Genomic DNA, 12,606 nt, shown 5'->3' with positions numbered 1-12,606 from the left:
GTCATTTCAAGTAGAAATGGCTTTGCTTTTTAGAGACCCCCGCAAATACAAAGCTTTAACTCAAAACACATAGAATCTTGAAAATAATCTATATCTACAAACCATTAAAACATCCCTAAAACTCATTTAGATAGCCCATAAGAAAACCCTATCGCACTATGCATTAGTTATATGTTAGGAATCGTGTAAAAACGAGACCTAACCCTTATATTTGCAAACTATTTATAACGATATGATTAAAGTAGATTCACAAGCAAAAACTAAAATCGCAAGCCTCATGCAGGAAGACGGTTTTGATGTAACTACGGACTATGTGCGCGTAGGCGTAAAAAGTGGTGGTTGCAGTGGTTTATCATACGATCTTCATTTTGACAAAACGCATCAAGAAGATGATAAAGTTTTTGAAGATAATGATGTAAAGCTAATAGTAGACAAGAAGAGTTTCCTTTATTTAATAGGTACTACACTAGAATATAGTGGCGGACTTAATGGAAAAGGATTTGTTTTTAACAATCCAAATGCACAGCGTACCTGTGGATGCGGAGAAAGCTTTTCTCTATAATAACTTAGTTGGTTACGCTTTCGCGAAAGCGTAACCAATTTAAAATATATTACAGTTTTCATGATAACACCCTTAATACAAGAAAACTAGCACACCATGAAAAGTTACCCTTAGGGCAGGAATACTTTTCTATCACACATTGAAAAAAGAAACATGGCATATACTGAAGATGATTTAAGGGAAGAACTAAAAACCAAAGAATACGAATATGGTTTTTTTACAGACATTGAGTCTGAGACATTTCCTGTAGGATTAAACGAAGACATTATACGAGCTATTTCTAAGAAAAAGGATGAGCCGCAATGGATGACTGAGTGGAGACTTGAGGCATACAAGGTTTGGCTATCTATGGAAGAGCCAGACTGGGCAAACGTAAATTACGAGAAGCCAGATTTTCAAGCAATCGCTTATTACTCTGCTCCCGTAGCTGTAGACCCTAATAAAACACTAGATGATGTAGATCCAGATCTACTCGCTATGTATAAGAAATTAGGAATCTCTGTAGATGAGCAAAAGAAAATGAACAACATCGCGATGGATATCGTGGTAGATTCTGTTTCTGTAGCAACTACTTTTAAAAAGACGCTTGCAGAGAAGGGAATTATTTTCATGAGTATCTCTGAGGCTATAAAAGAGCACCCAGAACTAGTACGTAAGCACTTAGGAACCATCGTTCCTGTAAAAGATAATTACTACGCAGCCTTAAATAGCGCAGTATTTTCTGATGGCTCTTTCTGTTACATCCCTAAAGGTGTAAAATGCCCAATGGAACTTTCTACTTACTTCCGTATTAATCAAGGAGGAACTGGACAGTTTGAAAGAACATTATTGGTAGCAGACGAAGGCAGCTATGTAAGTTACCTTGAAGGCTGCACCGCTCCTAGTCGTGATGAGAATCAATTGCATGCTGCCGTTGTAGAACTTATCGCAATGGACGATGCAGAGATTAAATATAGTACCGTACAAAACTGGTATCCCGGTAATGCAGAAGGAAAAGGTGGGGTTTACAACTTTGTAACAAAGCGTGGTCTCTGTGAGAAGAATGCAAAAATCTCATGGACACAAGTCGAAACAGGATCTGCAGTTACATGGAAATACCCTTCTTGTATTCTCAAAGGAGATAACTCTATAGGTGAGTTTTACTCTATCGCAGTGACAAACAATCACCAGCAGGCAGACACAGGCACTAAGATGATCCACCTTGGAAAAAACACCAAGAGTACGATTATATCAAAAGGTATCTCTGCAGGAAAATCTCAGAACTCATATAGAGGTCTTGTAAAGATTAATGCAGGAGCTACAAACGCTCGTAACTTCTCGCAGTGTGATTCTCTATTAATGGGTAACGAGTGTGGAGCACACACTTTCCCATACATTGAGACTAAAAATAAAACTGCTCAAGTAGAACACGAAGCTACTACTAGTAAGATAGGTGAAGACCAAATCTTCTACTGTAACCAGCGTGGTATTGATACAGAAAAGGCAATTGCTTTAATTGTAAACGGATTCTCAAAAGAGGTACTTAATAAACTCCCTATGGAGTTTGCTGTAGAAGCTCAGAAATTACTTGAGATTAGCCTAGAAGGATCTGTAGGGTAGTATTTATCAATACAATCAAACTATAAACCAAGATTATCACAACAATGAAAAATATATTATTAATTGCCGCTCTTGCCATCACTACAATTTCTTGTGAAGAATTCAAGAAAGGATATGAAGATGGAAAGCAAAAAGCAGAAGATCAAAAAGAGTCAGCCGCTACACAAGAACTTCCTGAGGTAACTTTATATAAACTAGACGGTGGTACTGTAATGGCAAATAACTTAAACTTATTTGCACAAGGCGACACTTACAAAGGAGAATCAAAAGAGCTTGCAGATGCATTTTTTGTCATCAAGCACCCTAAAGGAACTCTTTTATGGGATACCGGTTTACCTGAAATGCTAGTAGGTCAAGAACCATATACTCCAGAAGGAGGGGCTTTTACCATTACTCGCAAAGACTCTATAACAACACAACTTAAAGGTATCGGGATGACTCCTGATGATATCGATATGATTGCGTTTTCTCACATTCATTTTGATCACACAGGTGCTGCAAATCATTTTGCAAAAGCTACATGGTTGGTTCAAGAATCAGAATATGATTTTGCAAATGGAGAAGACATCAAAGGAAATTCGTTTTATGCGCCAGATAGCTTTAACAAGCTTACAAACGTAGAAAAACTGAATGGAGAGAAGGATGTTTTTGGAGATGGCACGGTGGTAATAAAATCTATGCCAGGACACACAGCAGGACACCAAATATTGTTCTTACGCTTAAAGGATAATGGACCAACGCTATTATCTGGAGATATCTATCATTTTGAGCAAAACCGCAAGGATGCGATTGTACCACAGTTCAACTACGATATCCCAGCAACGGAGCAAAGTATAAAGGATTTTGAAGCTTTCGCGAAAGCGGAAAATGCAAAAGTGATTATCCAGCATGATGCAGGAAACTTTGCACAAACACCAGCGATACTTAATTAAGATATGAAGAAGATTCTCTTTTTATTAATAGCAGGTCTCGCACTTGTATCATGTAATCAGAAATCTACCGAAGACTCGTCTTCTAACTCATATGAAGTTATTGAAGGTGAATTTATATATCTAGTAGATGCTGCTATCATTAAAGGAGATTCCTTTATTTATGGTGTAGCTCTAGATGACAAAATGCGCGAACTAGCAACCATAGTCAAACCACTACAACGTGATGAATATGATATGGTGCCAGTTGTTATAAAGGGTATTATTAATCCTAAGCCTACTAATGAAGAAGGCTGGGATTTTATAGTAACCATTAAAGAAATAGTAGAAGTAAAAGCACCAACGGCTGACACTTCAATTAAATTAGAAGCAGGAGACAAACTCAAGACAGAGGGTGGTTCCATTAAAGTAGAAAGCGGTAAATAATCGCACAATAAGAACGTAGAATTATGTTATCAGTTAAAGATTTACACGCACGAATTGAAGAGAAAGATATCCTTAAAGGTATTAATCTTGAGATAAAAGCTGGCGAAGTGCACGCTATCATGGGACCAAACGGTTCTGGAAAAAGTACACTCGCTTCTGTTATTGCAGGAAAAGAAGAGTATGAAGTAAGCGGTGGAGACATCGAACTTGAAGGAGAATCAATACTAGAAATGGATCCAGAAGAAAGAGCTCACGAAGGTGTTTTCTTATCTTTTCAATATCCTGTAGAGATCCCTGGAGTTTCTGTAACTAACTTTATCAAGACTGCGATAAATGAAACTCGCAAAGCAAAAGGCCTAGAAAATATGCCAGCTAGTGAGATGCTTAAAAAAATCAAAGAGAAGGCAGAACTTCTTGAGATGGATCGTAAGTTTCTTTCTAGATCATTAAACGTAGGATTCTCTGGAGGAGAGAAGAAGCGTAATGAGATTTTCCAAATGGCAATGCTAGAGCCTAAACTCGCTATTCTAGACGAGACAGATTCTGGTCTTGACATTGACGCACTACGCATTGTTGCAAATGGTGTAAATAAATTAAAGAGTAAAGATAACGCAGTTCTAGTGATTACTCACTACCAGCGCCTTCTAGAATACATCGTTCCTGATTTTGTACACGTTCTTATGAATGGAAAAATTGTACGTTCTGGAGGAAAAGAGCTTGCTCTTGAACTTGAAGAAAAAGGATACGACTGGTTAAAAGAAGAAGTGGGAGCGTAATACGTTTAGACAACACATAAGAGATATTCCCAATAAAAATATCCCTTATACTTAACTGTCTAGATTCATAACTTAGAAAAGATGAGTTTAAAAGATAAATTAGTAAGTAACCATATCGTACTTCAAGAAAGTATTGATGCAGATTCTCCTATATACGACATTCGTAACGAGGCCATCAAGACTTTTGAAGCAGAAGGGTTTCCTACAAAGAAATTAGAAAACTGGAAATACACATCTCTTAACAGCATTCTCAAGGAAGATTATAACATCTTCCCTAGCAAAGAAGCTGCACTAGACTTTAAAGATGTAAAGCAGTATTTTCTTAATGATGTAGATACTTATAAAATCGTTTTTGTAGATGGGGTGTATAGCTCATTTCTTTCAGAAACTACGCATGATGGTATTGATGTATGCACCATGGGTGCAGCACTATCAAAACCAAAGTACAAACAAGTTATAGACGTTTACTTTAATAAGATTGCAAAAGGAGAATCTATGGATTCTCTTAACACTGCATTTGCAAAAGATGGTGCTTATATCTACATCCCAAAAGGGAAAGTAGCACAAAAGCCTATCCAGATTGTACACTTTGCTACAGGAGCAAATGAGGCAATGATGCTACAACCACGCAACCTTATTGTTGCCGAAGAAAATTCTGAAGTACAAATTATAGAGCGCCACCAGAGTCTTACAGACAAGAAAGTGCTTACTAATGTTGTTACAGAAATCTTTGCAGATAAAAGAGCGCTTGTAGATTACTATAAAATTCAGAACGACAACCTAAGCGCTTCCCTTGTAGATACTACAGAGATAGAGCAACACAAAGAAAGTATCGTTTCTGTGCATACTTTTTCTCTAGGTGGAAACATCACTCGTAACAACCTTAACTTTTATCAAAAAGGAGAGTACATGGACTCTATCCTTAAAGGTATTACGATTATAGAAGGAAAGCAACACGTAGATCACAACACACTAGTACACCACATTACTCCTAACTGCGAGAGCCACCAAGATTACAAAGGTATTTTTGCAGACAAATCTGTAGGAGTATTTAATGGAAAAGTAGTTGTTGAGAAAGAAGCTCAAAAAACAAATGCTTACCAGTCTAATAACAATATTTTATTAGATGATACAGCAACTATCAACTCAAAGCCTCAATTAGAGATTTTTGCAGATGACGTACGCTGTTCTCACGGTTGTACCATAGGACAACTAGATGAGAGTGCCCTTTTCTATCTACAATCTCGTGGTATTGGAGAAAAAGAAGGTCGTGCATTATTAATGTATGCTTTTGCAAACACGGTACTATCAAGTGTGAAAATTCCTCAGTTAAAGGAAAGAATCACAAAACTTATTGCTAAGAAAATCGGTGTAAACATCGGCTTCGAGCAGTAAACGATTAGACCTATATATTTAAAGCCGTTACTCTCGAGTAACGGCTTTTTCATTTTAAACACAATACGCACTGGAGTAGTCTAAAAGTAGTCCAGTTTGTATCTTTGTAACAAAGAAAAATGCTATGCTAGACGTTAAGAAAATACGCAAAGATTTCCCTATTCTCAAACGAGAAGTCAATGGGAATCCGCTTATTTATTTTGATAATGCCGCCACTTCACAAACACCACAAGTGGTGATAGATGCTATTGTAGACTACTACTCAAACTATAATGCAAATATCCATCGCGGCGTACACTCACTTTCTCAGGAAGCAACAGATGCTTATGAGGAGGCTCGTATTACAATTCAAAAGCATTTTAACGCTGCAAAACCTTACGAGATTATTCTCACAGCAGGAACTACGCATGCCATTAATCTTGTAGCACATGGTTTTGCCTCCATACTTAAAGAAGGTGAAGAGGTTTTAGTTTCGGCTCTAGAGCATCACAGTAATATTGTACCGTGGCAGATGCTTTGTGAGAAAACTGGAGCCATCCTTAAAGTGATACCTCAGACAGAAAGTGGTGAACTGGATATGGACGCTTTCGCGAAAGCGTTATCTCCTAACTTAAAACTAGTCTTTGTAAACCACGTATCTAACGCATTAGGAACTATAAACCCTATAGAGCACATCATTGAGGAAGCTCATAAAGTAGGTGCTGCAGTTCTTATAGACGGCGCACAAGCTACGCCACACATCAAACCAGATGTACAAGCACTAGACGCCGACTTCTACGTATGTTCTGCTCATAAAATTTGCGGTCCTACTGGTGTGGGTATTCTATACGGAAAAGAAGAATGGCTTACTAAATTACCTCCTTATCAAGGTGGTGGCGAGATGATAGATCAGGTAAGTTTTGAAAAAACCACCTATGCTGGTTTACCTCACAAATTTGAAGCCGGAACGCCTAACATTTGTGGAGGAATTGCAACGGCTGCAGGTCTTGATTATATGAATGCCATAGGTTTTGATAATATCGCTAGCTATGAAGATGAGCTATTACAATACGGAACAGAGAAATTACTTGAAATAGAAGGTCTCAAAATTTATGGTACTTCTGCACACAAAACCGCCGTTATTTCATTTAATGTGGGCAATATTCATCCTTATGACATAGGGACTATACTTGATAAACTAGGTATTGCAGTACGCACAGGTCATCACTGTGCACAACCTATTATGGAGTATTATAAAATACCAGGAACGGTACGCGCTTCTTTTTCATTTTATAATACCAAGGAAGAAATAGACACCTTTGTAACTGGATTAAAACGAGCGGTCACCATGCTCTCGTAATATCTAGCAGAACATCGTTTTCAGACATTGTTATATTGATACAGGTAAATTCACATATCACATTATCGCCCGTCACCCTAGTTGATCAAGAGCGATTATACAATTTGATGAAAAGGGTGTATCCATCTGCATATGCGCATTTTTGGAAAGATGAAGGCTCATGGTATCTCAATCAGATTTATAGTAAGGAAAACTTAAAACAAGAGCTTAGTGATGCAAATAGTATGTATTACTTTGTGTATTATAACGATGAGACAGTAGGGATTTTAAAGCTTATTAAAAATTGTAAGTATCCTCCACTAGCTTATGAAAAAGGTTTTAAAATACATCGTATTTACCTAGACCCTTCTGTTCAAGGTAAAAGTGTAGGCAGAGCATTAATGAGTTATGCACAGCATGTTGCAATAGCTCAAAAACACAGTCTTATCTGGCTTGATGCGATGGATAAACACGCACAAGCACAACGTTTTTATAAAAAACTAGGATATCAAAAGACAGAAAAACAAAGATTAGATTTCCCATTATTACATGACGAGCATCGTCCCATGTGGTTTATGCATAAAATGCTAGACTCGACAGAATGACAGTTAATCTTCTGGGCACTATCTTTGCAAATACTCTTTTACTATGAAACACACATATTACATAATCGCTTTAGCAATAGGCCTCTTTTTAAGTAGCTGTGCTACCGAAAAAAAGGAAAGTGAACCTGATGTAAAAGCGCCTAGATTTTCTGGATACTACACACTTACGAGTATAGAAGAGACACCTATTACAAAACAAGGAATCACTTTTAATATAGAAAGTCAAAAAAGAAGAATAACTGGTTTTTCTGGATGCAACTCCTATAACGCAGCGTTTACCCTTACTAAGGATAAATTAGATATCACAGATCCGTTATCTACTAAGAAAGCATGTCCTGCAGAAGCTATGGACTTAGAGAAAAAAGTATTTAAAAATCTCATCAAGGTAAATAGGTACACTCTTAAAAACGGAACACTTACTTTATATAATGAAGATCAAGTACTTTTTAACGCAACTTCAACAGCACTATAATTATGGCAAGTATAAAAGAAATACAAGATGAAATCGTTGATGAGTTCAGCATGTTTGAAGACTGGATGCAACGTTATGAGTATATGATAGACTTAGGAAAATCACTTCCTATGATTGATAATCAGTTTAAAACTGATGATTATATTATAAAAGGTTGCCAGAGCAAGGTCTGGGTACACGCAGATATGACAGACGGCGAGATTGCCTTTACTGCAGATAGTGATGCGATTATTACAAAAGGAATCATAGCGATACTTATACGTGCTTTTTCTGGACAGCCGCCACAAGCAATTATAGATGCAGACACTTCGTTTATAGATGAGATAGGACTTAAAGATCACCTCTCTCCTACCCGTGCAAATGGACTTGTGAGCATGATCAAACAGATAAAGCTATATGCTGTAGCTTATCAAACACAACTGAATTAGATTACAAATTACGCTTGCGCGAAAATGTGATGCAATTCACCATTATTAACTAAATAAAAGAGACTGCATTGCAGTACAACAATACATATGGAAGTAAACACAGAAGAGTTAGGAGATAAGATTGTAAGAGTACTGAAAACCATTTACGATCCAGAAATTCCTGTAGATATTTATGAGTTAGGTTTGATTTATGATGTTTTTGTAAATGAAGACATGGATACCAAAATCCTTATGACGCTTACTACACCTAACTGCCCCGTAGCCGAAACATTACCACTTGAGGTGGAAGAGAAAGTAAAATCTCTCAAAGAAGTAAAAGATTGTGAAGTGGAAATCACATTTGACCCACCATGGACACAAGACCTTATGAGTGAAGAAGCAAAACTAGAATTAGGAATGTTGTAAAAGTATTGTGATGCGTTTTAAACTTATAGATTAAAACGCATCATCACTTTTTAATTACATTATTATGGCAGAAGAAATCATAAATAGAGTCGCCGGGAGTAAACTCATCACTTTTGATTTGGAAGATTTATATCCCAAAGGAAAGAGAGAAACACTAGATATTTCCGAATGGCTGGACCAAGGATTTATTCTACGTGAAACCCAGTTTCGCGAAAGCATAAAAAATCACGATTGGCAGCAATATTCGGGCTCATTTGTGGCTTTACACTGCAGCACAGATGCTATTGTTCCAGCGTGGGCATATATGCTTGTTTCTACCCATTTACAAGATATTGCACAAAAGACCATCGTAGGATCTCTAGAACTTCTAGAAACTATTCTTTACACCACAGCTATTGCAAATCTTGACACGACACCTTATCACGGTGTTCCATTGATAATAAAGGGATGCTCTAATAAACCAGTTCCTCCTAACGCATATTTACTGCTTATAGAAAAACTTCAGCCTGTGGCACGCAGTATTATGTTTGGAGAAGCTTGCTCTACCGTTCCTCTCTTTAAGAAGCGCGCTTAAAAATTGCCTTGACATTCATATACTCCCTGTGTATATTTACTCTCTTAATTTTTAAGTAAGTCCCTATGAGAACATATCTTTTTTTATTGCTACTAGCCACAAGTAGCATTCTAGTCGCCCAGACGAAGACAAAGAAAAAAGATTCTCTTCCTGATGGATGGAAAAGCAAAGGACTTGCAGAATTACTTTTTAGCCAAAGTGCCTTTAATAAGGAATGGCAAGGTGGAGGTACTTCTAACATCGCTGGTAACTTTAATATAAGCTGGGATCTCAATTATAAACGCAATAAACTTACGTGGGATACTAGACTCACTTCTATCCTTGGTCTTGCAGCGACAAAAGATCAAAAATTTGTGCGTAAAACTACAGACAGACTAGAACTAAATAGCCTTGTAGGTAGTAGAATCAATAAATCTAACTGGTACTACTCTGGAGTTTTTAACTTTAGAACACAAATGGCACCTGGTTATGAATTTTTTGACCGTAATATTCTTGATGATGATGGAGAGATTATTACCACTGTACAAGACAGAAGAGAAATTACAGACACTTTCTCTCCTGCATATATTCAGGCCGGACCAGGTATTCTTTGGAAAAAAAGTAATGACTTTACAGTAAACTTAGCACCAGCTACTTCAAGACTTATTTTTGTCCAATCTAGATTTACCAGAGTAGATGAAAGCGACCCAATGGCTGTAGCAGCATATGAACCATTCTTTGGTGTAGCTGCAAATGAAAATACTCGTTTTGAACTAGGTTCATCATTAAGCGTTTATTATAAAGAAGAACTTTTTGAAAATGTAGTTTTTGAAAACACCTTAAATCTGTATGCAGATTATCTAGAGAAAGTAAAAAATGTCGATTTAGATTATACGCTAAATGTTGCCATGCAAGTAAATAAGTATGTCACAACTAATCTTGCACTACAGCTCATTTATGATGAAAATGCAGTGAGCGGTTTACAAGTGCGAGAAGTACTTGGAGTAGGACTTAAGTACGCTTTTCTTGAGTGGAAATCTTAGACAGCACACCACTTTACAAAACTATAATTATAAGCCCACGATTAATGTCATATTTAATCGATAAAGAGAGCATAACATTAATTTATTGAGATTAAAGGCAGCAATTTTTATTTAATTATATCTTTGTTCTACAAATCTTAACGAATTATTATTATGAAAAGACTTATTGTTTTAGGAGCATCTATCCTCCTCACAATCAGCGCGCAAGCACAAACAGAAGAAGAATTAAAGGCGCAACAAGCTCCTAAGAAAGCAGAAATTGCAAAACTTCAAGGAGAAGTAAATAGTTTACAAGCACAAATCGATGCCCTTCCAGGATGGAAATATGGAGCATTTGGAACTATAGGAGGAAATTTCTCTGAATTCAGCAACTGGTATTCTCAAGGTGCACCTAACGTATCTTCAGGTAATATAGGTATTACTGGTAATGCTTTTGCAAACAAACTAGAAGAAAAATACTTCTGGAGAAACAGCCTTAGCGTAAACTTAGGATGGGTAAAATTTGATGAAGAAGGTGAGGAAGAAGAAGGCTTTCAAGAAGCTACAGATGTTTTTAATGTTTCTTCTTTATATGGTTACAAACTAACTGACAAGATCGCTGTATCTGCATTAGGTGAGTACAGAACTACGATATTAAATAACTTTAACGATCCAGGTTACTTAGATCTAGGTGTTGGTGCTACATGGACTCCTATTCCTAATCTTATTGTTGTGGTACACCCACTTAACTATAATTTTGTATTTAGTAGTGGTGATTCTGTTTTTGAATCTTCTTTAGGAGCAAAAATTGTTGCAGATTATACTCGTCAGATTGGTAAAATTGCATTCAAGTCTAACTTATCTGCTTTCCAAAGCTATAAGTCTAGCGACTTCTCAAACTTTACTTGGATTAACTCTTTTAGCTATAAGCTATGGAACCAAATCGGTATTGGTTTTGAATTTGGTTTAAGAGGAAACAAACAAGAAAACCTTGCTTTCCAACAAGGACTATTTGATGCACAGGTTGCACCTACAGAAGTGAGACCTACATTTGACAGCATAGATTCTCAAATACAATCATACTACCTTCTTGGACTTACGTATGCATTCTAAATAATTGCAATACTACTAGCTTAAAGGCTAATGATACATAATAAAAATGCGAGCCCTTACAGGCTCGCATTTTTGCTTTGTAGCAACTTCATAATATAAAAGATTATAAATACCCAAAACCTTTTAAAATGAAAAAACCAGCCTAAAAAGGCTGGTTTTTGTCGGGGTAGCAAGATTCGAACTTGCGACCTCCTCGTCCCAAACGAGGCGCGATAACCGGGCTACGCTATACCCCGAGTATTTAACGGGGTGCAAATATAATAAAATCTAATATATAATCACAAACTTTATTAATCAATAATTTTAAATTTTACTCTATTCTTATATAACTCTCGCCTTCTGTTCTATTTCCATCTTCGTCTAGCTGTATTTGCTGGTAACTATTTGCCCCCATCACTAGCTCAAATCTAAAAATTTGAGTCGTATCTACTATATTCATCATAGGCCCAGAAGCATACTCTAGTCGCTCCTCGAGAAAACCGTCTGACACACTATATGTACCATAGCCAAACCATTCATTACTATCTGAAGGATCGTTGCGAGTCCACATTACTTTTCCTTTACTATACATCTTCACCTGCCTATAGCCATTCTCATTGGGCAACATTTCTGAGAGCATCCCGTTTTCATACATCTGCTGGTTTTCTAATTCCCACACGCCTTCTAAGATCATAGCAGGTTCATCAGTATTCAATCCATCACTTGTTAAAAGTGTAGCACCCATCACATAAAAGCAAAGCATCATTAGTGTTTTCATAATATTTGGGTTTAGTTAATAATTTATTTTTCAACACTTTAAGGTACAAAAAAATTAATAAGATATGCATTGAGATCTTTTTTGAACCTAGCTATTTCCCTAATGATTACGCTTTATTATATTTACGCGCATAAAAACGGGTAGTAGCTTAGTCCGGTTAAAGTGCTGGTCTGGGGGACCAGAGATCGGAGGTTCGAATCCTCTCTACCCGACATAAAAAAATCTCAACTAATTTTTTTTAATTAG

15 protein-coding genes and 2 tRNA genes are annotated in these 12,606 nt (G+C 36.8%); 15 read left to right on the top strand and 2 right to left on the bottom strand.

Annotation, left to right across the window (positions count from 1 at the left end; all coding sequences use genetic code 11):
* Window positions 1-232 precede the first annotated feature (232 nt).
* The 14 genes from KRODI_RS07485 to KRODI_RS07420 all read left to right on the top strand — a co-directional run bounded on the left by KRODI_RS07485 (window position 233) and on the right by KRODI_RS07420 (window position 11,603).
* A complete protein-coding gene (locus KRODI_RS07485; protein ID WP_013750987.1) occupies window positions 233-562 on the top strand; it encodes a HesB/IscA family protein in 330 nt (109 codons plus the stop codon).
* Between the two features lie 153 nt (window positions 563-715).
* Window positions 716-2,161 (top strand): Fe-S cluster assembly protein SufB, encoded by a 1,446-nt coding sequence (gene sufB / locus KRODI_RS07480; protein ID WP_013750986.1) that lies wholly within the window; start codon window positions 716-718, stop codon window positions 2,159-2,161.
* Window positions 2,162-2,205: 44 nt separating this feature from the next.
* Window positions 2,206-3,093 (top strand): N-acyl homoserine lactonase family protein, encoded by an 888-nt coding sequence (locus tag KRODI_RS07475; RefSeq protein ID WP_013750985.1) that lies wholly within the window; start codon window positions 2,206-2,208, stop codon window positions 3,091-3,093.
* A gap of 3 nt (window positions 3,094-3,096) precedes the next feature.
* Entirely contained in the window at window positions 3,097-3,516 is a 420-nt protein-coding gene (locus tag KRODI_RS07470) for a hypothetical protein (RefSeq protein ID WP_013750984.1), read from the top strand.
* A 23-nt stretch (window positions 3,517-3,539) separates the two neighbouring features.
* Window positions 3,540-4,292, top strand: coding sequence for a Fe-S cluster assembly ATPase SufC (gene sufC, locus KRODI_RS07465; RefSeq protein ID WP_013750983.1), 753 nt, complete (start codon window positions 3,540-3,542; stop codon window positions 4,290-4,292).
* Between the two features lie 81 nt (window positions 4,293-4,373).
* The gene (gene sufD / locus KRODI_RS07460) at window positions 4,374-5,687 is read left to right on the top strand and encodes a Fe-S cluster assembly protein SufD (RefSeq protein WP_013750982.1); all 1,314 of its coding nucleotides are present in this window, start codon (window positions 4,374-4,376) and stop codon (window positions 5,685-5,687) included.
* 124 nt (window positions 5,688-5,811) lie between these two features.
* Window positions 5,812-7,026: an aminotransferase class V-fold PLP-dependent enzyme gene (locus KRODI_RS07455; RefSeq protein WP_013750981.1), complete on the top strand. Its 1,215-nt coding sequence runs from the start codon at window positions 5,812-5,814 to the stop codon at window positions 7,024-7,026.
* Between the two features lie 107 nt (window positions 7,027-7,133).
* On the top strand, window positions 7,134-7,610 hold the full coding sequence (locus KRODI_RS07450) for a GNAT family N-acetyltransferase (RefSeq protein ID WP_049783438.1): 477 nt from the start codon (window positions 7,134-7,136) through the stop codon (window positions 7,608-7,610).
* A gap of 43 nt (window positions 7,611-7,653) precedes the next feature.
* A complete protein-coding gene (locus KRODI_RS07445) occupies window positions 7,654-8,082 on the top strand; it encodes an META domain-containing protein (RefSeq protein ID WP_013750979.1) in 429 nt (142 codons plus the stop codon).
* Between the two features lie 2 nt (window positions 8,083-8,084).
* Window positions 8,085-8,510 (top strand): SufE family protein, encoded by a 426-nt coding sequence (locus KRODI_RS07440; RefSeq protein ID WP_013750978.1) that lies wholly within the window; start codon window positions 8,085-8,087, stop codon window positions 8,508-8,510.
* A gap of 87 nt (window positions 8,511-8,597) precedes the next feature.
* The gene (locus tag KRODI_RS07435) at window positions 8,598-8,915 is read left to right on the top strand and encodes a DUF59 domain-containing protein (protein ID WP_013750977.1); all 318 of its coding nucleotides are present in this window, start codon (window positions 8,598-8,600) and stop codon (window positions 8,913-8,915) included.
* A gap of 64 nt (window positions 8,916-8,979) precedes the next feature.
* On the top strand, window positions 8,980-9,489 hold the full coding sequence (locus tag KRODI_RS07430; RefSeq protein WP_013750976.1) for a DUF2480 family protein: 510 nt from the start codon (window positions 8,980-8,982) through the stop codon (window positions 9,487-9,489).
* Window positions 9,490-9,554: 65 nt separating this feature from the next.
* Window positions 9,555-10,511 (top strand): DUF3078 domain-containing protein, encoded by a 957-nt coding sequence (locus KRODI_RS07425; RefSeq protein ID WP_013750975.1) that lies wholly within the window; start codon window positions 9,555-9,557, stop codon window positions 10,509-10,511.
* Between the two features lie 153 nt (window positions 10,512-10,664).
* A complete protein-coding gene (locus KRODI_RS07420) occupies window positions 10,665-11,603 on the top strand; it encodes a DUF3078 domain-containing protein (RefSeq protein WP_013750974.1) in 939 nt (312 codons plus the stop codon).
* Window positions 11,604-11,764: 161 nt separating this feature from the next.
* On the opposite strand, the gene KRODI_RS07415 is transcribed toward KRODI_RS07420, so the two are convergent.
* Both KRODI_RS07415 and KRODI_RS07410 read right to left on the bottom strand, forming a co-directional pair.
* Window positions 11,765-11,839 (bottom strand) — tRNA-Pro (locus KRODI_RS07415).
* Window positions 11,840-11,913: 74 nt separating this feature from the next.
* The gene (locus KRODI_RS07410; protein WP_041295651.1) at window positions 11,914-12,360 is read right to left on the bottom strand and encodes a hypothetical protein; all 447 of its coding nucleotides are present in this window, start codon (window positions 12,358-12,360) and stop codon (window positions 11,914-11,916) included.
* A gap of 137 nt (window positions 12,361-12,497) precedes the next feature.
* Between KRODI_RS07410 and KRODI_RS07405 the strand changes: the two genes are divergently transcribed.
* A tRNA-Pro gene (locus tag KRODI_RS07405) sits at window positions 12,498-12,572 on the top strand.
* Window positions 12,573-12,606 lie beyond the last annotated feature (34 nt).

This window comes from Dokdonia sp. 4H-3-7-5, from assembly GCF_000212355.1.
GTDB lineage: Bacteria > Bacteroidota > Bacteroidia > Flavobacteriales > Flavobacteriaceae > Dokdonia.
Note: the sequence above shows the minus strand (reverse complement) of the source record. Positions and strands in the feature narration are given on the sequence as shown.

Coding starts and splice junctions, on each gene's coding strand:
- KRODI_RS07485 (WP_013750987.1), top strand. CDS start 233: ATGATTAAAGTAGATTCACAAGCAAAAACTAAAATCGCAAGCCTCATG.
- sufB (WP_013750986.1), top strand. CDS start 716: ATGGCATATACTGAAGATGATTTAAGGGAAGAACTAAAAACCAAAGAA.
- KRODI_RS07475 (WP_013750985.1), top strand. CDS start 2,206: ATGAAAAATATATTATTAATTGCCGCTCTTGCCATCACTACAATTTCT.
- KRODI_RS07470 (WP_013750984.1), top strand. CDS start 3,097: ATGAAGAAGATTCTCTTTTTATTAATAGCAGGTCTCGCACTTGTATCA.
- sufC (WP_013750983.1), top strand. CDS start 3,540: ATGTTATCAGTTAAAGATTTACACGCACGAATTGAAGAGAAAGATATC.
- sufD (WP_013750982.1), top strand. CDS start 4,374: ATGAGTTTAAAAGATAAATTAGTAAGTAACCATATCGTACTTCAAGAA.
- KRODI_RS07455 (WP_013750981.1), top strand. CDS start 5,812: ATGCTAGACGTTAAGAAAATACGCAAAGATTTCCCTATTCTCAAACGA.
- KRODI_RS07450 (WP_049783438.1), top strand. CDS start 7,134: ATGAAAAGGGTGTATCCATCTGCATATGCGCATTTTTGGAAAGATGAA.
- KRODI_RS07445 (WP_013750979.1), top strand. CDS start 7,654: ATGAAACACACATATTACATAATCGCTTTAGCAATAGGCCTCTTTTTA.
- KRODI_RS07440 (WP_013750978.1), top strand. CDS start 8,085: ATGGCAAGTATAAAAGAAATACAAGATGAAATCGTTGATGAGTTCAGC.
- KRODI_RS07435 (WP_013750977.1), top strand. CDS start 8,598: ATGGAAGTAAACACAGAAGAGTTAGGAGATAAGATTGTAAGAGTACTG.
- KRODI_RS07430 (WP_013750976.1), top strand. CDS start 8,980: ATGGCAGAAGAAATCATAAATAGAGTCGCCGGGAGTAAACTCATCACT.
- KRODI_RS07425 (WP_013750975.1), top strand. CDS start 9,555: ATGAGAACATATCTTTTTTTATTGCTACTAGCCACAAGTAGCATTCTA.
- KRODI_RS07420 (WP_013750974.1), top strand. CDS start 10,665: ATGAAAAGACTTATTGTTTTAGGAGCATCTATCCTCCTCACAATCAGC.
- KRODI_RS07410 (WP_041295651.1), bottom strand. CDS start 12,360: ATGAAAACACTAATGATGCTTTGCTTTTATGTGATGGGTGCTACACTT.